Below are 25060 nucleotides of genomic sequence, written 5' to 3'. Positions count from 1 at the left end.
ACACGGATAGTGTCGAAAACCCCATGTATGATTGAGCTTCAGATGGCCGGATGAGAGCCTTTGATCCGAGCGGAACAACGCGTTTCTCTCGTATGAAAACTTTCGCCATCGGCCCCCTCCCGTTTGCTGCAACGCGCAGGAGCGGATCTCGGAGCCGGCGGAAACCAGATCAGAGGATATGACAATGAAAGTTCTGACCGACAAGCTCCTTTCCCGGTCCGCCTATTCCCACGAGATCGATGTGCCTCTCGACCAGATCGACATCGCCGACTGGCTGTTCAATCTTCCCGAAGCCGAATACCAGCGCTGCTGCCCGCCCGACCATATTGCTGCCGGAGCGACCTTCACCGATGACGGGCGCCGCATGTCGATCAATGTCGAGATGATCGGCACGGGCCTGGTCGTGCAGCATTACGTCGCCGATGAAGCAACGCCCTCCTATTGCCGGATGAATTCGATCTCGGACGTGTTTACGCCAACAGGCGAACGCACCCAGGTCAACGTCATCTGGGAGCTGATCGCCGAAGCGATCGACGGCAACCGCACCCGCTACACCAACCGCGTCACCTGCCATCCGACGGATGTGTTCATGGACTTCATCGCCAGGCACGGCCAGACATTCGATGAAGCCGCTGCCGCCCGCCAGGCCGCAGGCGGCGACCATAACCACCGCGAAACCCCGCTTTTCGCCGAAAGCATTGCACGCAAGGCGCGCGCGCGGGCAGCAATCAGGGCGGCAGCTGAGTGAAGATGCCGTGCTTCCAATAAAAAACGCCGCCCTCGGGGGCGGCGTTTTTTGAAAGTCGAGATGTGATCAATCGTCCTTCATCTTCAGGGCGGCGATAAACGCTTCCTGCGGGATGTCGACCTTGCCGAACTGGCGCATGCGCTTCTTGCCTTCCTTCTGCTTTTCCAGAAGTTTGCGCTTGCGCGTGGCGTCGCCGCCGTAACACTTGGCGGTCACGTCCTTGCGCATCGCCGAGATCGTTTCGCGGGCGATCACGTTGCCGCCGATTGCGGCCTGGATCGGGATCTTGAACATGTGCCGCGGGATCAGGTCCTTCAGCTTTTCCACCATGTCGCGGCCACGCTTTTCGGCGGCCGAGCGGTGAACCAGCATCGAGAGCGCGTCCACGGGCTCGCCATTGACCATGATCGACATCTTTACGAGGTTGCCCTCGCGATAGGTATCGAGATGGTAGTCGAACGAGGCATAGCCCTTCGAGATCGACTTCAGGCGGTCGTAGAAGTCGAACACCACTTCGTTGAGCGGCAGCTCGTAAGAGAGCATGGCGCGCTTGCCGACATAGGTAAGTTCGGTCTGGATGCCGCGACGATCCTGGCAGAGCTTGAGGATGCCGCCGAGATAGTCATCCGGCGTCAGGATCGTTGCCTTGATCCACGGCTCGCGGATTTCGGCGATCTTGACGACGTCCGGCATGTCGGCCGGGTTATGCAGCTCGCGTTCCGAACCGTCGGTCATCGTCAGCTGATAGACGACCGAAGGGGCCGTTGCGATCAGGTCGAGGTCGAATTCGCGTTCCAGGCGCTCCTGGATGATTTCGAGATGCAGCAAGCCGAGGAAGCCGCAGCGGAAACCGAAGCCGAGAGCGGCAGACGATTCCATTTCAAACGAGAAGGACGCATCGTTGAGGCGAAGCTTGCCCATCGCCGCGCGCAGATCTTCGAAATCGGCGGCATCGACCGGGAAGAGACCGCAGAAAACGACAGGCTGGGCCGGCTTGAAGCCCGGCAGCGCCTTGGCCGTCGGCTTCTTGTCTTCGGTAATCGTATCGCCGACGCGGGTATCCGCCACTTCTTTGATCGAGGCAGTGATGAAACCGATCTCGCCCGGACCGAGCGAATCCACCGTCAGCATTTTCGGGGTCAGCACGCCGACGCGTTCGACCTGGTATTTCGCATCGGTGCCCATCATGCGGATGGTCATGCCCTTGGAAAGCACGCCATCGAGAATGCGCACGAGAACCATGACGCCGAGATAGGTGTCGTACCAGCTATCGACCAAGAGGGCCTTCAGCGGGCCCTTTTCGCCGACTTCGCTCTTCGGCGGCGGCAGCTGGTGGACGATGGCTTCGAGAACATCGGGAATGCCGAGGCCGGTCTTGGCCGAAATCAGCACGGCCTGGCTCGCATCGATGCCGATCACTTCCTCGATCTGTTCCTTGATCCGGTCGGGTTCTGCCGCCGGCAGATCGACCTTGTTCAAAACCGTGACCAGTTCGTGGTTATTGTCGATCGCCTGATAGACATTGGCGAGCGTCTGGGCTTCCACGCCTTGGCTAGCATCGACAACCAGAAGCGAACCTTCGCAGGCCGAAAGCGAGCGCGAGACTTCATAGGCAAAGTCCACGTGGCCGGGCGTGTCGATGAGGTTCAGGACATAGGTCTCGCCATTGTTCGCCTTGTAGTGCAGGCGCACCGTCTGGGCCTTGATGGTGATGCCGCGCTCGCGCTCGATATCCATCGAGTCGAGAACCTGTTCCGACATCTCGCGCTCGGCAAGGCCGCCTGTCGTCTGGATCAGACGGTCGGCGAGTGTCGACTTGCCATGGTCGATATGTGCGACGATGGAGAAATTGCGGATATGGTCGAGGGGCGTGCGATCGGTGCTCATGGTTCGCGCATATATCAGCGGCCCGGCTCGCCGCAAAGTGGAAAGATAAGGCTTTGTTGACGATAAAGGCTCTTAAGTCTGAGCTTTTGCTTCCGCCTGCGCCTCTGCAGCCCCCGGTTCCGTCATGATTGCCGCATTCGGCATCTGCGCGCTACGCACTTCATGGGTCTCGCGCTCGTCTTCCGGCGCTGGTCCGCGCTCCTTCAATCGGAAGACGATATAGATGCCATAAGCCGTCGCCACGAGTATGATCGCGTAGATAAAAGTCTGCTGGCCAAGCATCGGCGCGAGGAAGGTGATTGAGAGCGGCACGATCGTCGCCGCCGTCGACCATGCAACGAGAAGGGTGGAGGACAAGGGCACGAAATCGCCCGGATCGGCGCGGTCATTGGCATGTGCATTGGCGACCGAATAGACGGTTTCGACAGCCCCGCCGAAAACGAGGAAGACGATCATCAGGAGCACGAACGTGGTGAACGACACCATAAGCGCCGCAAAACCCGCAACCACGATCAACCCGCAGGTGAAGAGCAGCACGACGCGGCGGTCGAGCCGGTCGGAAATGATGCCGAGAGGATATTGCACGAACAGAAGTCCCGTCTGCATGACCAGCATCAACAGCGCCACCTCGCCCTGCGTCACGCCATTGAGCGTCGCATAGATCGGAGTAAATCCCTGCACGACCATCGAAAGCCCACCCGAGGCGAGCACGCCGACGAGACCGACCGGCGAGATCTTCCACGCCATCCTGACATTGACGCTGACGCTCGCCGGTGCCGGCGGGTTGGGCAGGCGGGTCAGCCCGATCGGCAGGATGGAGAGCGCGGTGACGAAGACGACGATGAGCGGCGCAAGATTGCTGTCGGCCGGCACCTGTCCGAACAGCCATGCGCCGCCGCCGAGCGCAAGCACGAAAGCCATGTAGAAGAAGGACATCGCCCTTCCGCGCCATTCGTTGGATGCGGCGTGGTTGAGCCAGCTCTGGGCGATGATGAAATTGACGTTGGAAGCCGCGCCATAGATCGCCCGTGCGAGAATCCACCATGCGGCCGGCAGATCGGCGGCGACCAGAACCGCGCCGATGATGACCATTGCCATCGAGCAGGCGAAAAGTCGCGCATGGCCGACGCGCCGGATCAGCGGTCCGGCAAGCACGCAGCCGAGCAGGCCGCCGAAGGCAAGTGCGGGCACGGCAAGACGCGCCGCCCATGTCTCGCCGCTCTGGGTCAGCACGAAGGGGACGTAAGTGGCCATGATGCCGCTGCCGATGGCGGCGATCGTCATCGAGAGGATGATGCTCGCGATGGAGAGGGGCGAAACTCTGACCTGCGCCTGAGCCGTCATGCAAATTCTCCAAAAGCCGCTGCTTTAAGCCACCTGTTTTGTCTGCTTATCCTATCGCGCAGTGGTTTCGCTATCGTACAAACGCCACCGCGGCGAATTTTCCGACGGATCATCAAAATCATTGACTCCACGATAAGAGAGTGAAATTCTCTGATAATGGAAAATTCGGATAGTGAACTGGAAATCGCAATCGGCGAACGGCTGAAAAGCCTGCGCACCGGCTCAGGGCTGACGCTCGATCAATTGGCGGATCGCTCCGGTGTCAGCCGTGCGATGATCTCCCGTATCGAGCGCGCCGAGGCAAGCCCGACCGCGGCTCTTCTGGCGCGGCTCTGTGAGGGGCTGGGCCTAACGCTTTCGGCTTTCTTCGCACCGGAAGAACCCTCATCTTCGCCCCTGTCGAGACGCGGGCAGCAGCGGCTGTGGCGTGATCCGACGACGGGCTATCTGCGCCGCTCGGTTTCGCCGCCGGGCATGCCAAGCCCGGTCGATATCGTCGAGATCGAGTTTCCGGCCGGTGCCAGGGTCAGTTTTCCGCCGCGGGAGGAAAGCCGGGTCATGACCCAGCATGTCTGGCTGTTCGAAGGCATGCTCGACATGGTGCTGGCAGACGCCACCCATCGGCTGCAGCCGGGCGACTGCCTGTTCATGGATATCGGCGACGCCTTCGATTTCTACAACCCATCCGACAAGCCTGCCCGTTACGCGGTGATCCTCAACCGTGGACGCTGAGAGAACAAAGGGAACATCAATGACTGCCACGATCCGCATCCTCGATGCGACAGGCGCGCGCGCCGCCATTCCGGACCTCTGCGAAGTGCTCTCCGACTGCATTAATGGCGGCGCCTCGTTGGGCTTCATGCTGCCGTTTCAGCCGCAGGATGGTGAGGCCTATTGGAGTGATATCGCCAAAGAGGTGGAGAAGGACGGCATTATCCTCGGCGTGGCTGAAATAGACGGACGGGTGATCGGCACGGTTCAGATCGGGCTCGCCTCCAAGCCCAACCAGCCGCATCGCGGCGACCTGATGAAACTGCTCGTGCATCGCTCCGGCCGCGGGCTTGGCCTGTCGCGCAGGCTGATGGCTGCGGTGGAGGAAGAGGCCGCCCGCCGCGGCCGCACGCTTCTGGTTCTCGACACGGCGACCGGCAGCGAGGCGGAACAAATCTATCCACGCTTCGGCTGGCAGCGAGTCGGCGTCATTCCCGATTATGCGCTGTGGCCGCAGGGCGGCTTTTGCGACACGACGATTTTTTACAAGCGGATCGGATGAAGGAAGGCCGGTGATCCCGGCCTTCCTTCGCTTCCTCAATTGCCGGCCTGCAGCGTCTTGCCGAAAGCCTCGATGATGAGCCGGCTAAGTTCGGTATGGATGTCGGCGCGTGGGCGCTTTGTTTCTTCGCAGATCGGGTCGTTTTCGCCGACCGACTTGAGGAAGTCCGCCGCGCCCGGCCTGCAGACCGGCAGGAAGCTGAAGTGATCGGCATCCGCTACCTGAAGATAAGACGCGCCGGGAATATCCTTTGCCAGCTGGTCGGAAAGTACGGCCATCGGTACCTGGCCAGGGTTGCCGAGATTGATCAGCGTCACCGGCACGTCGATGCCTCCAAGACTTTTCTTCTGGAACGTGGTGGCAAGGCCGGGATCGACTGCAATAACGGAAGTGATCCGCGCATCGCGGTTCTGCTGTTCGAAACGTGCCTTGTCGATCTCGGCAAGCTTGAGAGGCGCAACTTCCACCTGCTCGCCGCCGGCATAGCCGCGACCGTCGGCAAACCACGTGCAATCCATCATGCCGGGGTTTTCGTCGCAGTAACGGGTGTAGGCGGAAAGATCGCCTCTGGCTCCGGCCAGTTCCATCGCCGTCGAGCCGCCGAGCGAAAATCCGAGAATGCCGATGCGCTTCTGATCTATGGAAGCCTGCCAGCGGGCATCTGTCGTCAGCGCGCCGATCAGAACCGAAATATCCTGAGCGCGTTCCCAGATCTTCGGCGTGGCAGCCGGCGTGGAATCGCCGCTTGTCGTGCCGGGATGGTTAGGTCCGGCGACGATATAGCCGGCCTTGGCCAATTCGGTGGCGATCCAGCCCATGCCTTCGGCGCGCGAACCTGAGCCATGCGACAAAAGCACGAGCGGAAAGCGGCCTTCGCGGATCGTCGCATTTGCGGCGGCGGAACCCGTATCGAAAATCCTGTCGTAATTCGGCTTGTCCACCTGTCCGTCACCTTTCGACGGGTACCAGACGGTGACCGCAAGCGGTCGCGGATAATCCTGGGTGACGACACTGATCTTGCGAACGCCGACCGGTTCGGCGGCAATGGCAGCGGTTGCTGCCGTGCACAGGGAAAGGGCGATGAGGAGAGATTTCAGTCTCATTGGGTAACCTCGCTAGTTGAAGAACGGGGTTACCGATGAGCGATCCTCGCCGGAGGTTCGACCTTGAACATGATCGAGGTCGTTTCTGCTGATTGCTTCTATGGCCCGCCGACAGGCGAGCCATAGAAACGTGCGGCATCAGGCCTTGGGATGCGGATTGTGGTGATGCGGCTTCCGCTCGGTCAGGAAGTAAACGAAGGCGACGACCGAAAGCGAAACGCCGATTGTCGAGGCGAGCAGCCAGCCGCCCTCGGCAAAGGCCCAGGCGCCGATGGCGGAACCGAGCGCACCGCCGACGAAGAAGGTGGCCATAAACAGGCCGTTGAGCCGCGAACGCAGATCGGCGCCGAGTGTGTAGATCGCCCGCTGGCTGATGACGAGCGTCATCGCAACACCGAAATCGAGCAGGATCGCAGCAACCGTCAAGAGCGCGAGTGCTGCTGTCGTACCCTCCGCAAACAGATGGGTGATCAGGAAGGCGACACCGACCGAAAGGATGCCAAGCGCGGTGGCAGGACGGCTCAAATCCCTGTCAGCAAGACGGCCGGCGATCGGCGAGGCAATGGCACCGGCAACGCCGACAAGCGCGAAGAGGGCGATGCCAGTCTGGCTGAGCTTGAAGGCGGAGCTTGCCAGAACCAGCGGCGTCACCGTCCAGAACAGGCTGAAGGCGGCGAACTGGCAGAACTGGTAGAAGGCGCGGCGGCGCAGGATCGGCTGTGTGGCGTAAAGCGTGCCGAGCGAGGCAAGCAGACCGCCATAGGAAAGCTGTGTGCGCGGCGTGCGCTTGGGCAGGCGCGTAGCCAGGATAAAGCCAAGCACGACCATGACGGCAGCAGAAGCGAAGAAGATTACATGCCAGTTGGTGAGGCCGGTGACGAAGCTTGCGACCGGTCGCGCCATCATGATGCCGATCATCAGGCCGCTGACGACATTACCGACAACCCGGCCGCGATGTTCTTCCGGCGTCAGGCTTGCGGCAAAAGGCACGATCATCTGCACCGCAGAGGAGGTGAGCCCGATGGCAAGCGATGCCACGAGGAAGGGGAGGGCGGCGCTCGAAAGCCCGGCACCGATGAGCGAGATCGCCGTTGCCGCGATCATGATCAGGATCAGGCGGCGGTTTTCGAGAAGATCGCCCAACGGCACGATGAACAACAAGCCGAGGCCGTAACCGATCTGGGTCAGTGTCACGATCAGGCCGGTCAGATGCGGCGGAAGGCCGATTGCTGCGGCGATCGGGCCGGCAAGCGGCTGGGCGTAGTAGAGATTTGCGACGATCAGGCCGCAGGCTGCGGCCATGACGAAGGTAAGGCCGGCGGTCATTCGGCCATGATGTGCCGGCGTTTCGATCGCCGCGGACGTGCTGGTCATTGGGGTATCCTTGAACAGTCTCTTGTATTTTTCAGTCGAGCAGCTTCATCGCCACATCGACTACGGAAAAGGTTTGCTCGCGGCTCGGGCTGGTCTTGCCCAGAACGCGAAGCCCCTGGACGACGGACAGAAGCAGCCGCGCCGTCGCATTGGGGTTGATCGAGCGATTGATGGAGCCATCCTCCTGGCCCCTTCGGATCAGCGCCTCGAACGTGGTCTCGAAACGATCCATCGAGCGCTCGACACGCCGTGCCGCCTCGTCGTCGAAGATCGCCAGTTCGACGGCTGTCCCGACAGCCAGGCAGCCGCGTCGACCACCTTCGCCATGGGCACCCTCGGCATAAAAGGCAAGCATGCGGTAAACGCCGTCCCGCCCGTTGTTAGCTTTCTCCAGCTCCTCGTCGAGAAGCGCATTGCGCACCTGCTTGTAGCGGTCGAAGCTTGCAAGAAAGATCGCATGCTTGTCCTTGAATGCCTTGTACAAACTTCCGGCCGTCAGCCCCATCGCATCGCGCAGGTCCGAGATCGAGGTGCCGTGATAACCCTTTTCGCTGAACACGGTGATCGCCTTGTCGAGCGCCTCGTCGATATCGAATTCGCGCGGCCGACCGGCTGAACGGCCGGGATTGGGGCTGATGTCGATGCTCATGACGAAATCCCATTAGGAAATGATCGTTTCCAAATATGCGCGAAGCACCTGATCGTCAAGCGGCCTGTTCATCGTCGACGATAAAATCTCGGAACGGTTTTGCATCTGAAGGGTTGGCTCTCTGTCACCAACCCCAAAAGCTGGAGGACAGACATGAGCAAAAGTGACGTACAACAGGCCATCAAGCGCGCCAAACGGCAGGTCGAAAACACCAGTGCCGGCGGCCACCTTGGCGGTACCTATTACGGGCAAGGCCCGGACGGCAAGACATCGTCGATGAACCACAATGTGGGCAGCAACCGCACCAATAGCGGCAGCTGACGTCACCGCAGCACATGATCAGGAAGGCCCCGCCGAGTGCGGGGCCTTTTTTCTCGGGCGCGACATGTTCCCGAAAATAATAGAACCTTCCTGTCGGCTGCCTCACCACCCGCACGTCCTTGGTGTATCGTGGCGCGTTCACGCGCCGGAGAACTTCGACAGGAGGGCAGGATGAAAAGCAGCCATTATCGGTGGGTCATCGTGTTTGCCGGCGGCCTGATGGGCTGCGTGGCGGTGGGCGTGATGTTTTCGCTCGCAGTGTTCCTGGAGCCGATCGCCCGTCAGACCGGCTGGTCGCATGCAGCGATCTCGAGCGCTATGACTGTAAATTTCATCGTCATGGGATTGGGCAGTTTCATGTGGGGTGCGGCCAGCGACCGGTTCGGAGCGCGCATCGTCGTGATGATCGGCTCGGTTCTTGCCGGGCTGGCTCTGGTTCTCGCCAGCCGCGCAGAGAGCCTTTTCGCCTTCCAGATCGTCTATGGCTGCCTCGTCGGCCTCTCCGCCAGCGCCTTCATGGCGCCGATGATTTCGCTCACCATGCGCTGGTTCGATGACCACCGCAGCCTTGCGGTCTCGCTCGTCTCCGCCGGCATGGGCATGGCGCCGATGACGATTTCACCGCTCGCCCGGTTCCTGATCGACGAATTCGGCGACTGGCGTACGGCCATGCTGGTGATCGGCATCGGCGCCTGGGTGATCCTCCTGCCAACCGTGCTTCTAGTCCGCAATCCGCCGGACGAGGCGGCGGTTGCGGACGCGCCGCAGGCGGAAGGTGCAGGGCAGCCGATTGCAAAAGTCTTTCGCTCGCCGCAATTCCTGGTTCTGGCTTTCACCTTCTTCGCCTGCTGCACCGCCCATTCAGGGCCGATCTTCCACATGGTCAGCTATGCGATGTATTGCGGTGTGGCGCCGATGGCGGCGGTGTCGATCTACAGCGTAGAGGGGGCGGCGGGTCTCGGCGGGCGCATCGTCTATGGTCTTGCGGCTGACAGGTTCGGCGTCAAGCCGGTGCTGATCATCGGCCTTCTCATCCAGGCTCTGGTGATCGCCGCCTATACAATGGCGACCGATCTCGTGCAGTTCTATGCGCTGGCGATCATTTTCGGCGGCACCTATGGCGGTGTCATGCCGCTTTATGCGGTGCTGGCGCAGGATTATTTTGGCGCAAAAATCCTTGGCACGGTACTCGGCGCGGCTTCGATGCTATCGAGCATCGGCATGGCCTTCGGGCCGCTGGCCGGCGGCTGGGCCTTCGATGCCTTCAACAATTACAACTGGCTGTTCTTCGGATCCGCCCTTGTCGGGCTTGCGGCGGTGCTGATCGCGCTTGCCTTTCCGCCCCTGCCGGGCCGCGAGGAGGAGAAGTTGCAGCCGGCGTGACGACAAAAGCAAAGGCCCGGAAATTCCGGGCCCTTGGCAGTTGGATCAGTGGTCTTTCTTGGCTCCCACCTTGCGCTTGGCAGGTGCTGCTTTTGTCTCCGCAGCTTCCCGCTGGAGGCGAAGCAGACGCAATCTTTCGGTCTTCTCTTCCCGTGACGATATTTCGGCAGCGATGATCGCACGCGCCGTCTCGTCCGTCACGGCGGCCTTTTCCCGAGCGGAAAGCTTGGTTGGGGTCGACATTTCTTCCTTGATCGCGGTCATGGAAATCATCCTTCCTGATATCTTGAATATGGTGTCTTAGGCTTTCCGAAGACGGAAAGATCAGCGCGTCCGCGCAACCTTTTTCGGCACGGGCAGAAGCCCCTCGCGCTGCATCTTCTTGCGAGCCAGCTTGCGATAACGACGAACCGCCTCGGCCTTTTCGCGAGCACGCTTTTCCGACGGCTTCTCGTATGAGCTGCGGGCCTTCATTTCGCGGAAAACACCTTCGCGCTGCATCTTTTTCTTCAGGACGCGCAGTGCCTGTTCGACATTGTTATCTCTGACAAGAACCTGCAAATTATATCCTTTCCGATTTTAGTGATGCCTCGCCGCGACTTTGCGTAAGGCAAAACAAAAAAGGCCGGGCTTGCCCGACCTTTCCAGGACCACGTGCCAAATCTCGCTGCCGGTACATCCGCGGTCAGGAGAGGCAAATGGCATCCATCGAAACCAACGCATATCTTCGCCCAAGAATGGCGCTGCAGCGTCAGCACGATTTGGATTTCGATATCGCTGATATGGGGTCTCGCGCAGAAAAATCAATGAAACCGGGGAATTAATTCCGCCGCACTGGATACGAGACCCGCAAACGCAAAAGCCCGGAGCGATACCCCGGGCTTTTGCTTCTAAGTCCTGGAAAGCTCAGAGAGCGCCGTTTCGCTGCTGCATCATCATGAATGTGTCGTAGCTGTATTCGGCCACTTGCGCCCAGAGATAGGAATCCTTCTTGAACGCCTGCTGGTGGTCATAGATCTTCTTGAAGGCAGGGCTTTTTTCGGAAAGGTCGGCATAGACTTCCATTGCCGCCTTGAAGCAGGTTTCCATGATTTCCTTGCTGAACGGCTTCAAAACAGCACCTTCGGCCACAAGCTTGCGCAAGGCGATGGCGTTATGCGCGTCGTAATTGGCAAGCATGCTGGTATTGGCCGAAGCGCAGGCGGTCTTAAGGATCGCCTGATAGCTCTTCGGCAGCGCACTGAACTTTTCCAGATTGAAGAAGGCGTGCATGGCGGGGCCGCCCTCCCACCATGCTGGGTAGTAGTAGTATTTCGCGACCTTGACGAAGCCGAGCTTCTGGTCGTCATAAGGACCAACGAATTCGGTGGCGTCGATCGTGCCCTTTTCGAGCGCGGCATAGACGTCGCCGCCGGCGATCTGCTGCGGCGTCACGCCGACCTTCGTCATGACTTGGCCGGCAAGCCCGGCAATCCGCATCTTCAGTCCCTTGAGATCGTCGATCGTGACGATTTCCTTGCGGAACCAGCCGCCCATCTGCGTGCCGCTATTGCCGGCGGGCAGGGCGTAGAGCCCCCGAGGAGCGAGAAACTCGTTGATCAGATCATTGCCGCCATTGGCGAACCAGGCATTGGTCATGCGGGCGTTAAGGCCGAAGGGAATGGCGGTTCCGAGCGCAAACGCCGGATCCTGGCCGATGTAATAGTAGGAGCAGGTATGCGCCATCTCGACCGTGCCGTTGGCGACCGCATCGGCAGCCTGCAGGCCGGGTACCAGTTCGCCGGCAGCATAGGTCTGGATGTTGAAATTGCCGTCGGTCGCATCGCGAACGATCTGGGCCAGCTCGTTGCCCGCGCCAAAAATGATGTCGAGGCTCTTCGGGAAGGAAGATGTCATGCGCCAGGTGATCTTCGGGCTCTCCTGAGCAATCGCAGGTGCCGCCAGTGTCGTCGCTGCTGCCGCACCGATACCGGCTGCTGTCGCCTTCTTGAAGAAATGCCTGCGATCCATCGAATTCATCCTCCCGCGTCAGCGCGCGTCTCGTGGTTGTAGGGCTCGTGTTAAGCGCATTGATTTGGCAAGAACAAGCCGAGCCACCCCATAACCGATGATTTCTTGTTTTTCGTAAATGCGAAGAAGCCCGGCGCATGTCCGGGCTTCGGTTTCGATCATGTCTGAAAACTTACAGCGTACCCTTGCGCTGCTGTGTCATCATGAACGTGTCGTAGCTGTATTCGGCGATCTGGTTCCACAGATAGCCGTCCTTCTTAAAGGCCTGCTGGCTGTCATAGATCTTCTTGAAGGCGGCATTCTTGGCGTTGAGGTCGGCATAGACTTCCTGCGCCGCCTTATAGCTCGCCTCAAGGATTTCCTGGGTGAACGGCTTCAGCACCGCGCCTTCGGCAACCAGCTGCCGCAGCGCCTTTGCGTTATGCGCATCGTAGCGGGCCAGCATGTTCTGGTTGGCGTTGGCGCAGGCGTCATGCAGCATGCGCTGGTAGCTCTTCGGCAAGGCGTTGAACTTTTCCAGGTTGAAGAAGGCGTGGACGGCCGGGCCGCCTTCCCACCATGCCGGATAGTAGTAATACTTGGCGACCTTGACGAAGCCGAGCTTCTGGTCGTCATACGGGCCGACGAATTCGGTGGCGTCGATCGTGCCTTTTTCGAGCGCTGCATAGACATCGCCGCCGGCGATCTGCTGCGGGGTCACGCCGAGCTTCTGCATCACCTGTCCGGCGAGACCGGCGATACGCATCTTCAACCCGTTCAGGTCGGCGACCGTATTGATTTCCTTGCGGTACCAGCCGCCCATCTGCGCGCCGGTATTGCCGGCCGGAAGGGCGTACAGACCATGGCCGGCGAGGAATTCGTTCAAAAGCTCGTTGCCGCCGCCGATCGAAAACCAGGAATTGGTCTGGCGGGCGTTGAGGCCGAAGGGAACGGCAGTGCCGAGCGCGAATGTCGGATCCTTGCCGATGTAATAATAGCAGCAGGTATGCGCCATCTCGACGGTGCCGTTGGAAACCGCATCGGCAGCCTGGAGACCGGGTACGATTTCACCGGCTGCAAAGGTGTTGATGGTAAAATTGCCGTCCGAAGCTTCCTTCACGCTGGCGGCGATATCAGTGCTGGCAGCCCAGAGAATGTCCGTGTTCTTCGTAAAGGAAGACGTCATACGCCAGGTGATTTTCGGGCTCTCCTGGGCAATCGCGGGAGCCGCCAAGGCGGTTGCGGCAACGGCACCAGCGCCGGCGGTGGCGGCTTGACGGAAGAAATGTCTGCGGTTCATGAAAAAGAAAGCCTCCCAAATGGTCCGGTACACCCACGTTTTTATGTGTACCAAGTCGCTCATAAGCTGTTTGTTTCGCGGCGAGCAAGAAGTATTTTTCAGATATTACGCTGCAGTGCAGCAATGCTTTTCAGAAATTACGAAGCGTAGTGCTTCCGCCATGGCGATGATGCGCTCCGGAAGAGCCGCGAACCTGCTTGCATCTTCAAGCCTAAAGGCATAGTTTAGAATTATTCTAAATGGAGTTTTCAATGCTGACCCGCCTTTTGCCGTCCTCCCGCCGGCCATTTTCATCATTATCCGAAGAAGAAATCCTCGCGCTGGCGATCGCCTCCGAAGAAGAGGATGCCCGCATCTATCTTGGTTATGCGGATGGCCTGAGGGATCAGTATCCGGCATCGGCAAAAGTATTCGAGGACATGGCCGAGGTCGAACAGACCCACAAGAACGCGCTGATCGCAATCTTTCGCACCCGTTTCGGCGAGCGCATTCCGCTGATCCGTCGCGAACATGTCCAGGGTTTTTATGCCCGCAAGCCCGACTGGCTGCGGAAGAACCTGCCGCTTGAGACGGCGCGGACGGAAGCCGAGGTGATGGAGCAGCAGGCCGCACGCTTCTATCGCGAAGCAACCAAGCGCGTGTCGGATGCCTCGACCCGCCAACTCCTCGGCGACTTGGCGCTTGCCGAGGAGGGGCACGAAGACATTGCCCGCATGCTGACGGAAAAGCATGTTTCGGAAGAGGCGAAAGGCGAAGAGGATGAGAATGCCCGCCGCCAGTTCATCCTGACCTATGTACAGCCCGGCCTTGCGGGCCTGATGGATGGATCGGTCTCGACGCTTGCGCCGATCTTTGCCGCAGCCTTTGCCACGGGCGATACCTGGTCGACCTTCCTGATCGGCCTCTCGGCCTCAGTCGGCGCAGGCATTTCGATGGGCTTCACGGAAGCCGCGCATGACGATGGCAAGCTCTCCGGTCGAGGGTCGCCACTGAAACGCGGCCTCGCTTCCGGCATCATGACGGCCCTCGGTGGCCTTGGTCATGCACTGCCTTACCTCATTCCGCATTTCTGGACCGCAACCATCGTCGCCGCCATCGTCGTCTTCTTTGAGCTCTGGGCAATTGCCTTCATCCAGAACCGCTACATGGAAACGCCCTTCATGCGCGCCGTCTTCCAGGTCGTATTCGGCGGTTCACTGGTTCTGGCTGCCGGTATCTTTATCGGCAATGCCGGATAGGCCGGTTCAGGCAGCTTCCGCTGCCTCTTCTACCATCGGAACGGTTAGCGTAAACACGGCGCCATTGTCGTTGTGAAGTTCCGATTGCCCGCCTAACTGGCGCACGAAGCTTGAAATAAGCTTCGTGCCCATGCCGGTCGTGCGCACATCTTGCGATATTCCGGGTCCGTCGTCCCGAATGACAAGCTTCAACGTGTCGCCGTCCTGAAACAGCCGGACGCTGAGCTTGCCTTCATGACGTCCGGCAAAGGCGTATTTGAAGGCGTTTGAAACCACTTCGTTGATGATCATGCCGAGCGGCAAGGCCTGGTCCCGGTCAAGCGCGATCGGCGCCAGATCGAGGTCGAGCTTCACCGGCATGTCGTAGCCTGAGGCGATGTCCGAGATCAGCCGGCTCGCATAGGGCGCAACCTCCACCTCCTCGAACTGGTCGGTATTATAGATCTGCTCATGTACGGCGATCATAGCACTGATCCGTCGCGCCATGTCGTCCCGTGCTTCCTGCGGCAGTCGCTGCAGCCGCACGAGCGCCAGCACGGCCTGCAGATTGTTCTTCACCCGGTGGTGGATCTCGCGCAACAGGAAACGATTGCGTTCGGCGGCGTGTTCCAGCTCCTCATTGCGCGCGGCAGTGCGGTAGAGCAGGGTGTAAATCCAGAACGATGCGCCGACGAGGATCGTCATCAACGGCACGACAAGCAACGCATCACCGAAAAGATTACGCCAGAATTGGTCGAGAACTTCCTGCCGCTCGATCGCCGCAAGTGCGATCAGCGGCCAGTCCTGCACCTTCCAGAAGGCAACGATACGGGCAAAGCCGTCGATCTGCGACACCGGATTGTGGTGAAAGCCGCTCGCCTTGTCGCGGGTCAGCGGATACCATTCCGTCGTGCTCAGATTGACCGGCTTCTGAGCGGAGGGTCGTCGTGCGACCAGCCAACCGTCGTCACGAATGACCGAGATCGTCGAGTTAGGCCCAAGATTCATCGAAGACCAGAACCGGTCGAGATTGTCGTTCGGTATGGTGATCGAGGCGACGCCGCCGAAGTCGCTGCCGATCCGTCTCGCAATGATGAAAGCCGGCTTTCCGGCCTGTTCGTTGTCGAGCAGCCGGCTGAATGTCAGCACCTCGCCCTCTTTAAGGCGTTTGAAATAGGCGCGCTCGGCGTGATTCGGCAGCGTATTGTCCGGCGCGCTCGAAAAGCGGGTCTGGCCGTCCTGGTCGAGAATGGCATATTCGAAACCGACCGGCAGTTCGCCCACGGCTCGTTCCAGATCGAGGATAAGTTCGGCCGAACTGTCGATCGGGCGTCCGCTGATCGCCGCCTCGATGCGGCGAAGCGCCAGATCGCTCGCTTCCATCATCCATTCCATGTGGGCTGCGACCACATGTGCGGAAGAAACGGCGCGCGCTTCGCCTTCGCGAAGGGCGTTGTTGTAGTTTTCGTAAACGGTAAGAGCGCCGAAAGCCAAGACGACGGCAGTGAGCACACCGGCAAGCCAGAGCGGTAGAGACGGTCGTGCGGATCCATGGGGGCGTATCAAGCCTGTCAACCGATCGTTACGCACCACAGGCCTCCATCGCAGAAAGATCCGCTCTGCCGGACAGGCGGCGGCGCGACCTTCTGATTCCCGAAAGAGTAGAGAGAACAACCCGCCGCTGCAAGCAGGGCGGGTTATATGCTTAATGACTTATGTTTGAGGCTTCGGTTACCGCAAGGCACCGACGAGCAGATCGCGACCGTTTTCGATTGTGACCCAGCGCCCGGTATTGAATGTCGCCTGACGCTTGAGGAACGTGTAGGGCGTCTGGTTCCAGGCGAGAACATCGTTGTCGAGGTTATCGAGGATGAAGTCACCGTCTGTGGTGCGCAGGGTCAATACGGCATGGCCTTCGCCATCCGGCTTGCGCACGACGGTGATCAAGAGATCGGACAGCGCGAAGCCGAGCTGGGCCAGTTCCTTGCGCTTCTGCAGGGCGTAGTCCTCGCAATCGGCAAAGACGGTCGGATAGGTCCAGTATTCCTCGACGCCGTAGGCCTCGAGATCCGTGCGGGCAATATAACGGGCATTGATGGCGCGGTTGACGTCGCGAACGACGTTCCAGGCATGGTCATCCATGCGCGCAGCAGGCGCGGACCGGCTTTTGACATTGCATTCTGCCGGGAGGCGCTGGCAGAATTCGTAATGACCGATCGGCTGCGACGTCACAGCACCGGTCACCATAGCCATTGGGGCTTGTGGCGCCGGTATTGCAGCGCCGGCGGATGCGAGCACAGCTGCGAGGATCACGGCTACATGCCGCACCTTCAGGGCTAAATTCATTGACCCGTCCCTTAAATTCCTAACAAAAAGTTAAGAGGTGTTAAGGGGCAGAGTCAATTGTTCAGCTTTTGTTAAGGTGCAGCTCTTTACGAATATGGTTAAGACTGCGGCTTTTCCGTCTCAGCCCAGTTTTTCATCATCGATTATTAGGGCGGCCACTGCCGCTTCCATCTTTTGCAGGTCCTGCGGCCGCGAAAGGCGATGGTCGCCGTCGCGGATCAGCGTCAGTACGACATCGTCGGCGGGCAGAAATTCCATCAGTTTCAGCGCATGTTGATACGGCACATCCGGGTCTGCCATTCCCTGCAGGATATGCACGGGGCAGCCGGTTTCGATAATGCCGGTAAGGACGCGATTCCGCTGTCCGTCTTCCATCAGTGCGCGCGTATAGATGTTCGGTTCGGGGCTGTATTCGGAAACCTCTTCAAAATAACCGCGCTCCGCCAGTGACTGCCGTTCCTTGTCCGTCAGTTCGGGCTCGATCAATTCACTGGTGAAGTCCGGAGCGGGTGCGATCAGCACGATCCCGGCAATCTTCGGTCCTTTTGCCCGCTTCCTGAGTTCCTGCACCAGCCGCAGGGCAATCCACCCGCCCATCGATGAACCAACGAGAATAACGTTTTTCGGTGACGCGGCATCTATCACCGCGATGGATTCTTCCAGCCAGCGTGAAATCGTTCCGTCGCGGAATTCACCGCCCGATGCGCCATGGCCGGAATAATCGAAACGGATGCAAGCCGAACCAAGTTTCTCCGCCAATGCATCGAGCACGACGGCCTTGGTGCCCGTCATGTCGGAGCGATATCCGCCAAGCCAGACGAGTGCCGGCTTCCCGGTTGTGGCCGCGGCGGCCCGGTGAATGATCGCGATCTCGCGGGCATCCGTTCCCGTTCCGACAGTAATGCTGGCAGTTCCGGTGGCGTTGATCGTGCTCATAGTCTTACTCCTGCGAATGGCGGAAGCTATAAATCAGAACTAAACCGGTTGTCAGGAGGTGATTTTTTCGTGCCGTCATGCTATTGACATCCACCCGGTAATCACGACATTCCGCTCGGCTCCCGGCCGCGCGCGAATTTCGTCGTTGCCTGTGCCCGAAAACGATCTAGGAGAATACGACCATTCGCAGACCATTCAAAGCCGATGCCCCCGTCAAGGAAGGCCCGCGCTCCAATAGGGAAATTCGCGTTCCCAAGGTCCAGCTTATCGATGCCGAAGGCCAGAATCTCGGTGCAGTACCGACCGACCAGGCCCTCAAGATGGCCGAGGAAGCAGGACTGGACCTGGTAGAAATCTCGCCGAACAATGATCCGCCGGTGTGCAAGATCCTCGACCTCGGCAAGCTGAAATACGCGAACCAGAAGAAGGCGGCTGAAGCGCGCAAGAAGCAGAAGGTTGTCGAAGTCAAAGAAATCAAGATGCGCCCGAACATCGACACACATGATTACGATGTGAAGATGAAGGCGATGAACCGTTTCTTTGAAGACGGCGACAAGGTGAAGGTGACGCTGAAGTTCCGCGGCCGTGAAATGGCCCACCAGGAACTCGGCATGAAGCTTCTTCTGCAAGTCAAGGAAGATACGCTGGAAATCGCCAAGGTTGAGGCTGAGCCCAAGCTTGAAGGTCGCCAGATGATGATGGTGCTGGCGCCGAAATAAGCGCCGCGCCGACCCGCCTCGAGGAAGCCGCAAGGCGGCGGGTGTGCCGGTTTCCGACCGGCTTCAAAGGAGGATTTCCCCCATTGCGCTTTTGACCGGCTGCGGTTATAAGCGCGCGTCCGAACGGTCCGGCAGGGCATGCCGTGGCCGTTCTAAATGCTTGAAGCAGACCTCTTCAGTCGGCTTCGATACAAAAACGGAGTAGCAAAATGCCCAAGATGAAGACGAAATCGTCTGCCAAGAAGCGGTTCAAAGTCACCGCCACCGGCAAGGTCGTTGCAGCTGCCGCCGGCAAGCGCCACGGCATGATCAAGCGTTCCAACAAGTTCATCCGCGACGCACGCGGCACGATGGTCCTCGCTGAGCCTGATGGCAAGAAGGTCATCAAGAACTACCTGCCCAACGGTCTCTGAGACTATTCGGCACTCTGGAACAGTTTAAGGAGATCATGACATGGCACGCGTAAAACGTGGCGTAACTTCCCGCGCCAAGCACACCAAGACCCTCAAGGCAGCCAAGGGCTTCTACGGCCGCCGCAAGAATACCATCCGCGCCGCAAAGGCTGCTGTTGACCGTTCGCGTCAGTTTGCAACCCGCGACCGTCGCGTCAAGAAGCGCAACTTCCGCGCTCTGTGGATCCAGCGTATCAACGCTGCTGTCCGCGAATCCGGCCTGACCTACGGCCGCTTCATCGACGGCCTGAACAAGGCTGGCATCGAAGTCGACCGCAAGGTTCTGTCCGACATGGCAATCCATGAGCCGGCAGCATTCGGCGCACTGGTTGAAGCTTCCAAGAAGGCTCTGGCCTATCTGAAGAACACCGGCAACGCCAACGAGTTCGAAGCCGCGGTCAAGTAAGCCCGCGTCCGTCTCTACGTTTGTAAAAGACCCGCGCGGCTCTGCTGGCGCGGGTCTTTTGTTTTCTGCCGTTTCATATTCCGATGAGACGGACTAATCACGGTATTCAGGAGCGCTGCGGTGCCAAATGATGTCGTTGACATAAGGAGTGGTCCATCGCTGCCGTCGGAAGACACGGCCACCTTGCTGGCTGCGCTGGTTTCCGATGCGAGACGGGTGCAGGTGGTGTCGCTCAGTTGCGGCAATGTCTGGATCAAGCGGCACGGCGACAAGGGCAGGCGCGCCATCGTTGCTGTTCAAAATGCCGTTGCGCGCTTGCTTCGGCTGCCTTTCATGCGACCGTCCCCTGCCGAGACGGCAGAAGGAATGGTGCAGCGCGACCTGCGAAAAATTGCGAAATACTCGCAGGCAGGCATACCGACTGCCGCTGTCATCTATTCTTCCGACAGCGCCATCGTTCTGAGCGATATTGCCCCGACGGTGCATGAACAGTTGAAGTCTTTGCGTAATGACGATCCGGCGGCGCATGACGAGCTTCTCGTCTTCTGTTCCAGCGAACTCGGAAGACTGCACGGCGCTGGCCTCTGCCACGGGCGCCCCTATCCGCGGGACATGTTCATCAGGGACGAAAGGGTTGGCTTCATCGATTTCGAGGAAGAGCCTGAAGCCGTTATGCCTATGGAAACGGCGCAGGCCCGCGATCTCTGGCTGCTGTTCCTGCAATTGAGTGTAAGGGCGACCGATCGCCGGAAAACGCAGGATCGCGCTTATGCGGCATGGGTTGCGGCCGCTCCGAAGGCGGCAATTGCCGAACTGCGCGAAATCACCCGTTCCATGGGCCGCTTTTTATGGCTTGCCCGGTTGATTGGCCGATTTCACATGGGTAGAGATTTGCGGCAATTCATCCTGGCTACCACCTATCTGACAACGATGTTCAACGGCTGAATTTGCCGCAAAGCAGGAAAAGATGACCGAACTCGAAACATTGAAGAGCGCGCTCCTGGCCGAGATCGCCGGCGCGGGCGACGAAGCGGCAATCGAGGCTGTCCGTGTCTCGGCTCTGGGCAAGAAGGGTTCGGTTTCCGAACTCCTGAAGACCTTGGGCTCGATGACGCCGGAAGAGCGCCAGACCCGCGGTGCGGCAATCAACGCGCTGAAGAACGAGATCACCGACGCAATCACCGAGCGTAGAACCGTGCTCAAGGACGCCGCGATCGATGCGCGTCTGAAGGCCGAAACGCTCGACGTGTCGCTGCCGGTCCGCTCCTCGCCGGCTGAACGCGGCCGCATCCATCCGATCAGCCAGATCATCGACGAAATCACCGCCGTCTTCGCCGACATGGGCTTCTCTATCGCCGAAGGCCCGGATGTCGAGACCGACTATTATAACTTCACCGCGCTGAATTTCCCCGAAGGCCACCCGGCCCGCGAAATGCACGACACCTTCTTCTTCCAGGCGGATGAAAAGGGTGAGCGCAAGGTGCTGCGCACCCACACTTCGCCGGTTCAGGTCCGCACCATGGAAGCGCAGGATCCGCCGATCCGCATCGTCATTCCGGGCAAGACCTATCGCCAGGATAGTGACGCCACCCATTCGCCGATGTTCCACCAGGTCGAAGGCCTCGTCATCGACAAGAAGTCGAATGTCGGCAACATGCGCTGGGTTCTGGAAGAATTCTGCAAGGCCTTCTTCGAAGTGCCGTCGGTGACCATGCGTTTCCGCCCGTCCTTCTTCCCCTTCACGGAACCGTCCTTCGAAGTCGATATCCAGTGCGACCGCTCCGGCCCGATCGTCAAGTTCGGCGAAGGCACCGACTGGATGGAAATCCTTGGCTGCGGCATGGTCCACCCGAATGTGCTGCGCTCGGGCGGGCTCGATCCGGACGAATATCAGGGCTTTGCCTGGGGCATGGGCCTCGACCGCATCGCCATGCTGAAATACGGCATGCCGGACCTGCGCGACTTCTTCAACGCCGATGTCCGCTGGATGAACCATTACGGCTTCCGCCCGCTCGACATGCCGACCCTGTTCGGCGGTCTGAGCCAGTAACGCGATGCCGACCCTGCTCATTTGGCACGGCTACAAATTCCGGTTCTACGCCCTTGATGTCGGAGAACCGCCTCATGTCCATATCGTCAAGGACGGCAAGTCCCTGAAGCTCTGGCTGAAGAATTTGGAAGTGGCCCATAACAGGGGCTATAGTGAGCAGGAAATAGGCAGGTTGCTGGAAGTGGCCGCGCAACACCGTGATCAATGGATAGGTGCTTGGGATGAGTTCTTTGGTCTTTGAAACCGACGAAATGCGACCCGTTCGGGCTTGGTGCGCTGGCGGCGAGGTTCACGTCGCGCTCGCCGACGGCCGGGCCATCTCAGCCCCTCTCTGGTGGTATCCCTTTCTGTCCGAGCTTAATGATGCCGAACTGAACGACATCGAACTGATGTATGAGGGGATCTGGTGGGCTGCCATCGACGAAGGAATTTCGGTCAAGAGCATGTTTCTGGGCATAAAGGCACCAGGTGCCAAAGCTCCGGAAAAGGCTGCCTGACCAACCGATTGATGATTTTGAGACGAGACAAAAGACAATGAAATTCACGCTTTCCTGGCTCAAGGATCATCTTGAGACCGACGCCACCCTCGACCAGATCTGCGAGCGCCTGACGGCGATCGGCCTCGAAGTCGAGGATGTCGATGATAAGGCGGCCTACAAGCCCTTCGTCATCGCCAAAATCCTGACGGCCGAACAGCATCCCGAGGCCGACCGCCTCCGGGTTCTCTCCGTCGATGCCGGCCCGGACGTCAATGGCGGCAAGCCGCTGCAGATCGTTTGCGGTGCGCCGAATGCCCGCGCCGGTCTCATCGGGGCCTTGGCGCGTCCGGGCGACTATGTTCCCGGCCTCGACGTGACGCTTGGCGTTGGCAAGATCCGCGGCGTTGAAAGCCATGGCATGATGTGTTCCGAGAAGGAACTCAACATGTCGGACGAGCATAATGGCATCATCGACCTGCCGGAAAACGCGCCGGTCGGCACCTCCTTCGCCGCCTATGCCGGTCTCGACGATCCGATGATCGAGATCAACCTGACGCCGAACCGCCCGGACTGCACCTCGATCTACGGCATCGCCCGCGATCTCGCAGCCTCCGGTCTCGGCACGCTGAAGGTTTCCTCTGCTCCGGCCCTGAAGCTCGAAGGCGAGACGACGGTCGGCCTGACCATCGATCTCGACGACGAAAAGCTTTGCCCGGGCTTCGGCCTGCGCCTCGTGCGCGGCGTCAAGAACGGCCCGAGCCCGGCATGGATGCAGACGCGTCTGAAGGCAATCGGCCTTCGTCCGATCAACGCGCTTGTCGACATCACCAATTACATGACCTTCGACCAAGGCCGCCCGATGCACGTCTTCGACGCTGCCAAGGTCAAGGGCGATCTGACCGTCCGTCGCGCCAAGGAAGGCGAGACGGTGCTGGCGCTCGATACCCGCGAATACAAGCTCGGTCCGAACAATGTCGTCATCGCGGATGAGAATGGCGTCGAGTCCATCGGCGGCATCATGGGCGGCGAACATTCCGGCTGTGACGAAAATACCGTCGACGTGCTGATAGAAAGCGCTCTGTGGGACCCGATCAACATCGCGAAGTCAGGCCGTACGCTCGGCATCATCACCGATGCGCGTTACCGCTTCGAACGTGGTGTCGATCCGGAATATATGGTTCCCGGCCTCGACCGGACGACGCAGCTGGTTCTCGATCTGTGCGGCGGCACGCCGGCAAAAGAAAAGATCGTCGGCTACAAGGGGTATGAAGCCAAAACCGTCGATTTCCCCTTCTCGGAAGTGAAGCGCCTGACCGGCCTTGAGGTTTCGATCGACGAAAGCCGCGAAATCCTCACCCGCCTCGGCTTCACCGTCGAAGGTTCCGGCGAGCGTGTCAGCGTAAAAATTCCGTCCTGGCGTCCGGACGTCGATGGCAAGGCCGATCTCGTTGAAGAGGTCATGCGCATCCATGGCGTCGACAACATCAAGCCGGAACCGCTGGAAAATCTCGGCACGGTGAACGGCAAGATCCTGACCACGCTGCAGATCCGCACCCGCACCGCCAAGCGCGCGCTGGCTTCCCGCGGCATGCTGGAAGCCGTCACCTGGTCCTTCATCCCGGAAGATCAGGCGAAGCTCTTCGGCGGTGGTTCGCCGGCGCTGAAGCTCGCCAACCCGATTGCAGCCGATATGTCGGATATGCGTCCGTCGCTTCTGCCGGGCCTGCTGACGGCTGCCCAGCGCAATGCCGACAAGGGCTTTGGCGATGTGGCAATCTTCGAAGTCTCGGGCACCTATGAGAACGACACGCCGGAAGGCCAGCGTCGCGTCGCTGGCGGCATCCGTCGCGGTACCGCTTCGATCAACGGCGCCGGCCGCATGTGGTCGAATGCAACGAAGGGCGGCGGCAAGCCGGTCGACGTCTATGACGCCAAGGCCGATGCGCTCGCCGTAATCGAGGCCTGCGGCTTGCCGATGGGCAATGTCCAGATCGAGCAGGGCGGTCCTTCCTGGTATCATCCGGGCCGTTCGGGCACGATCAAGATGGGTCCCAAGGTCATCCTTGGCACATTTGGCGAATTTCATCCGAAGACGATGGCAGCGCTCGATGTTTCCGGTGCCCTGGCAGGTTTCGAAATCTATCTCGACGCCATGCCGGAACCGAAGAAAAAGGCGACCCGCACCAAGCCGGGCCTCGATCTTTCTCCGTTCCAGGTGGTCAAGCGCGACTTCGCCTTTGTGGTCGGCTCGCAGGTGGAAGCCGGTGCCATCGTCAAGGCGGCAACCAGCGCCGATCGCAAGCTGATCACCGGCGTCAACGTCTTCGACGTCTTCGAGGGCGCCTCGCTTGGCGAAGGCAAGAAGTCGATCGCCATCGAAGTTCTCATCCAGCCGGTCGACAAGACCCTGACGGACGAGGATTTCGAAGCCCTGACCGGCAAGATCGTCGCCAATGTCGAAAAGACCACGGGTGGTGTTCTGCGCGCCTAGACGGCGCGCTGATATCGCCATTCCTGGGTTTTTCCGCCGTAGCCATAAGCTGCGGCGCGCACATCCTGGACATAGATGTAGCTTTCCTCGTGCAGATTGCCGAGGAGGCTTGCAAAGCCCTCAAAGGCCGCCTGGATATAGGCGGCCTTTTCGCTTTTCGTGTTGGTCTCATCGGTGATCTTGATATCGAAATAAACGCTCGACTTGCGCTGTTCGGCAAGTGTTCGTCCGCCGACGATCCAGTCACGCGGATCGACGTAATCGATGGCAATCGCCGTGACGGCTGGGTCCTTGCCAAGGATGCGCTGCGTCAGCTCGCTCAGCATGCTTGCTATGGCGTGGGTCATCTCGTCCGAGCGTTGGCCGCTGACTTTGACATTCAGAATAGGCATGTCGTTCTCCATTTGGTTAGCTATGCAACTATCTGGATTTCCTTCAACTTAGATGCCTGCCTATGGATCGCGCCTGACCTTGCCCCCAAGTTTTATCCAGTTTTGAGTTCGCTCCAGCGGTTTTGGGTTGCTGTATTTGGGGCGGTAGCGGCGGGTTGCGGTGCGGAGCCATTCCGGCTGCGCAGCACCGCATCACGTCGC

General features: G+C 59.7%; 28 protein-coding genes. 15 read left to right on the top strand and 13 right to left on the bottom strand.

All coding sequences use genetic code 11. The annotated features are described in order from the left end of the window. Nucleotides 1-184 precede the first annotated feature (184 nt). Nucleotides 185-748: a hypothetical protein gene (locus JNB91_RS10515; protein ID WP_220325469.1), complete on the top strand. Its 564-nt coding sequence runs from the start codon at nucleotides 185-187 to the stop codon at nucleotides 746-748. 66 nt (nucleotides 749-814) lie between these two features. On the opposite strand, the gene lepA is transcribed toward JNB91_RS10515, so the two are convergent. Further along, entirely contained in the window at nucleotides 815-2635 is a 1821-nt protein-coding gene (gene lepA / locus JNB91_RS10510) for a translation elongation factor 4 (RefSeq protein WP_220325468.1), read from the bottom strand. A gap of 72 nt (nucleotides 2636-2707) precedes the next feature. After that, a complete protein-coding gene (locus tag JNB91_RS10505) occupies nucleotides 2708-3979 on the bottom strand; it encodes an MFS transporter (RefSeq protein ID WP_220325467.1) in 1272 nt (423 codons plus the stop codon). Between the two features lie 156 nt (nucleotides 3980-4135). Between JNB91_RS10505 and JNB91_RS10500 the strand changes: the two genes are divergently transcribed. Then, a complete protein-coding gene (locus tag JNB91_RS10500; RefSeq protein ID WP_220325466.1) occupies nucleotides 4136-4711 on the top strand; it encodes a helix-turn-helix domain-containing protein in 576 nt (191 codons plus the stop codon). A 19-nt stretch (nucleotides 4712-4730) separates the two neighbouring features. Then, nucleotides 4731-5252, top strand: a complete 522-nt coding sequence (locus JNB91_RS10495; RefSeq protein WP_220325465.1) for a GNAT family N-acetyltransferase — start codon at nucleotides 4731-4733, stop codon at nucleotides 5250-5252. A 35-nt stretch (nucleotides 5253-5287) separates the two neighbouring features. Here the strand turns inward: JNB91_RS10495 and JNB91_RS10490 are convergent, their stop codons facing one another. The 3 genes from JNB91_RS10490 to JNB91_RS10480 form a co-directional block, all read right to left on the bottom strand. Continuing rightward, the gene (locus JNB91_RS10490; RefSeq protein ID WP_220325464.1) at nucleotides 5288-6355 is read right to left on the bottom strand and encodes an alpha/beta hydrolase family protein; all 1068 of its coding nucleotides are present in this window, start codon (nucleotides 6353-6355) and stop codon (nucleotides 5288-5290) included. Between the two features lie 138 nt (nucleotides 6356-6493). Next, nucleotides 6494-7729 (bottom strand): MFS transporter, encoded by a 1236-nt coding sequence (locus tag JNB91_RS10485; protein WP_220325463.1) that lies wholly within the window; start codon nucleotides 7727-7729, stop codon nucleotides 6494-6496. Between the two features lie 31 nt (nucleotides 7730-7760). Further along, nucleotides 7761-8378: a TetR/AcrR family transcriptional regulator gene (locus JNB91_RS10480; RefSeq protein WP_220325462.1), complete on the bottom strand. Its 618-nt coding sequence runs from the start codon at nucleotides 8376-8378 to the stop codon at nucleotides 7761-7763. 153 nt (nucleotides 8379-8531) lie between these two features. Between JNB91_RS10480 and JNB91_RS10475 the strand changes: the two genes are divergently transcribed. Beyond that, a complete protein-coding gene (locus tag JNB91_RS10475) occupies nucleotides 8532-8699 on the top strand; it encodes a hypothetical protein (protein ID WP_220325461.1) in 168 nt (55 codons plus the stop codon). Between the two features lie 171 nt (nucleotides 8700-8870). Beyond that, a complete protein-coding gene (locus JNB91_RS10470) occupies nucleotides 8871-10082 on the top strand; it encodes an MFS transporter (RefSeq protein WP_220325460.1) in 1212 nt (403 codons plus the stop codon). Nucleotides 10083-10127: 45 nt separating this feature from the next. On the opposite strand, the gene JNB91_RS10465 is transcribed toward JNB91_RS10470, so the two are convergent. Together JNB91_RS10465 and rpsU are read right to left on the bottom strand one after the other, a co-directional pair. Then, nucleotides 10128-10346: a hypothetical protein gene (locus JNB91_RS10465; protein WP_220325459.1), complete on the bottom strand. Its 219-nt coding sequence runs from the start codon at nucleotides 10344-10346 to the stop codon at nucleotides 10128-10130. A gap of 60 nt (nucleotides 10347-10406) precedes the next feature. Further along, on the bottom strand, nucleotides 10407-10643 hold the full coding sequence (gene rpsU, locus JNB91_RS10460) for a 30S ribosomal protein S21 (RefSeq protein ID WP_220325458.1): 237 nt from the start codon (nucleotides 10641-10643) through the stop codon (nucleotides 10407-10409). Nucleotides 10644-10780: 137 nt separating this feature from the next. Here rpsU and JNB91_RS31130 point away from each other — a divergent pair, with 137 nt between their 5' ends. Continuing rightward, on the top strand, nucleotides 10781-10906 hold the full coding sequence (locus JNB91_RS31130) for a hypothetical protein (RefSeq protein ID WP_262928002.1): 126 nt from the start codon (nucleotides 10781-10783) through the stop codon (nucleotides 10904-10906). 82 nt (nucleotides 10907-10988) lie between these two features. Here the strand turns inward: JNB91_RS31130 and JNB91_RS10455 are convergent, their stop codons facing one another. Together JNB91_RS10455 and JNB91_RS10450 are read right to left on the bottom strand one after the other, a co-directional pair. Further along, on the bottom strand, nucleotides 10989-12092 hold the full coding sequence (locus tag JNB91_RS10455) for a TRAP transporter substrate-binding protein (protein ID WP_220325457.1): 1104 nt from the start codon (nucleotides 12090-12092) through the stop codon (nucleotides 10989-10991). A gap of 172 nt (nucleotides 12093-12264) precedes the next feature. Then, entirely contained in the window at nucleotides 12265-13371 is a 1107-nt protein-coding gene (locus tag JNB91_RS10450) for a TRAP transporter substrate-binding protein (protein WP_220325456.1), read from the bottom strand. Between the two features lie 251 nt (nucleotides 13372-13622). Here JNB91_RS10450 and mbfA point away from each other — a divergent pair, with 251 nt between their 5' ends. Then, a complete protein-coding gene (mbfA, locus tag JNB91_RS10445; protein ID WP_220325455.1) occupies nucleotides 13623-14609 on the top strand; it encodes an iron exporter MbfA in 987 nt (328 codons plus the stop codon). 6 nt (nucleotides 14610-14615) lie between these two features. Here the strand turns inward: mbfA and JNB91_RS31410 are convergent, their stop codons facing one another. The 3 genes from JNB91_RS31410 to JNB91_RS10430 form a co-directional block, all read right to left on the bottom strand. Beyond that, the gene (locus JNB91_RS31410; RefSeq protein ID WP_220325454.1) at nucleotides 14616-16178 is read right to left on the bottom strand and encodes a sensor histidine kinase; all 1563 of its coding nucleotides are present in this window, start codon (nucleotides 16176-16178) and stop codon (nucleotides 14616-14618) included. Between the two features lie 141 nt (nucleotides 16179-16319). Continuing rightward, the gene (locus JNB91_RS10435; protein WP_223218134.1) at nucleotides 16320-16934 is read right to left on the bottom strand and encodes a transglutaminase-like cysteine peptidase; all 615 of its coding nucleotides are present in this window, start codon (nucleotides 16932-16934) and stop codon (nucleotides 16320-16322) included. A gap of 120 nt (nucleotides 16935-17054) precedes the next feature. Beyond that, entirely contained in the window at nucleotides 17055-17870 is an 816-nt protein-coding gene (locus JNB91_RS10430; protein WP_220325453.1) for an alpha/beta hydrolase, read from the bottom strand. A 182-nt stretch (nucleotides 17871-18052) separates the two neighbouring features. On the opposite strand from JNB91_RS10430, the gene infC reads away from it, so the two are divergent. The 8 genes from infC to pheT all read left to right on the top strand — a co-directional run bounded on the left by infC (nucleotide 18053) and on the right by pheT (nucleotide 24467). Then, on the top strand, nucleotides 18053-18589 hold the full coding sequence (gene infC, locus JNB91_RS10425) for a translation initiation factor IF-3 (RefSeq protein ID WP_220325658.1): 537 nt from the start codon (nucleotides 18053-18055) through the stop codon (nucleotides 18587-18589). Nucleotides 18590-18798: 209 nt separating this feature from the next. Next, complete coding sequence (gene rpmI / locus JNB91_RS10420) at nucleotides 18799-19002, top strand: 50S ribosomal protein L35 (RefSeq protein WP_112454548.1); 204 nt, start codon at nucleotides 18799-18801, stop codon at nucleotides 19000-19002. Nucleotides 19003-19042: 40 nt separating this feature from the next. Next, a complete protein-coding gene (rplT, locus tag JNB91_RS10415; protein WP_148146077.1) occupies nucleotides 19043-19447 on the top strand; it encodes a 50S ribosomal protein L20 in 405 nt (134 codons plus the stop codon). Nucleotides 19448-19567: 120 nt separating this feature from the next. After that, nucleotides 19568-20392 carry a BUD32 family EKC/KEOPS complex subunit gene (locus JNB91_RS10410; RefSeq protein WP_220325452.1) on the top strand — a complete coding sequence of 275 codons (825 nt, stop codon included), beginning with the start codon at nucleotides 19568-19570 and terminating at the stop codon, nucleotides 20390-20392. Nucleotides 20393-20414: 22 nt separating this feature from the next. Further along, nucleotides 20415-21497, top strand: coding sequence for a phenylalanine--tRNA ligase subunit alpha (gene pheS, locus JNB91_RS10405; RefSeq protein WP_220325451.1), 1083 nt, complete (start codon nucleotides 20415-20417; stop codon nucleotides 21495-21497). Nucleotides 21498-21501: 4 nt separating this feature from the next. Next, a complete protein-coding gene (locus tag JNB91_RS10400) occupies nucleotides 21502-21738 on the top strand; it encodes a DUF4160 domain-containing protein (protein ID WP_220325450.1) in 237 nt (78 codons plus the stop codon). Then, the gene (locus JNB91_RS10395; RefSeq protein WP_223218133.1) at nucleotides 21719-21994 is read left to right on the top strand and encodes a DUF2442 domain-containing protein; all 276 of its coding nucleotides are present in this window, start codon (nucleotides 21719-21721) and stop codon (nucleotides 21992-21994) included. The genes JNB91_RS10400 and JNB91_RS10395 overlap by 20 nt, the downstream gene beginning before the upstream one ends. A gap of 37 nt (nucleotides 21995-22031) precedes the next feature. Next, a complete protein-coding gene (gene pheT, locus JNB91_RS10390) occupies nucleotides 22032-24467 on the top strand; it encodes a phenylalanine--tRNA ligase subunit beta (RefSeq protein ID WP_220325449.1) in 2436 nt (811 codons plus the stop codon). Here the strand turns inward: pheT and JNB91_RS10385 are convergent. Beyond that, nucleotides 24464-24859 carry a tautomerase family protein gene (locus tag JNB91_RS10385; protein ID WP_220325448.1) on the bottom strand — a complete coding sequence of 132 codons (396 nt, stop codon included), beginning with the start codon at nucleotides 24857-24859 and terminating at the stop codon, nucleotides 24464-24466. The genes pheT and JNB91_RS10385 overlap by 4 nt on opposite strands. Nucleotides 24860-25060: the final 201 nt, after the last annotated feature.

Origin of the sequence: Aliirhizobium wenxiniae (genome assembly GCF_019511445.1) — a bacterium.
Classification (GTDB): Bacteria; Pseudomonadota; Alphaproteobacteria; order Rhizobiales; family Rhizobiaceae; genus Neorhizobium; species Neorhizobium wenxiniae_A.
Note: the sequence above shows the minus strand (reverse complement) of the source record. Positions and strands in the feature narration are given on the sequence as shown.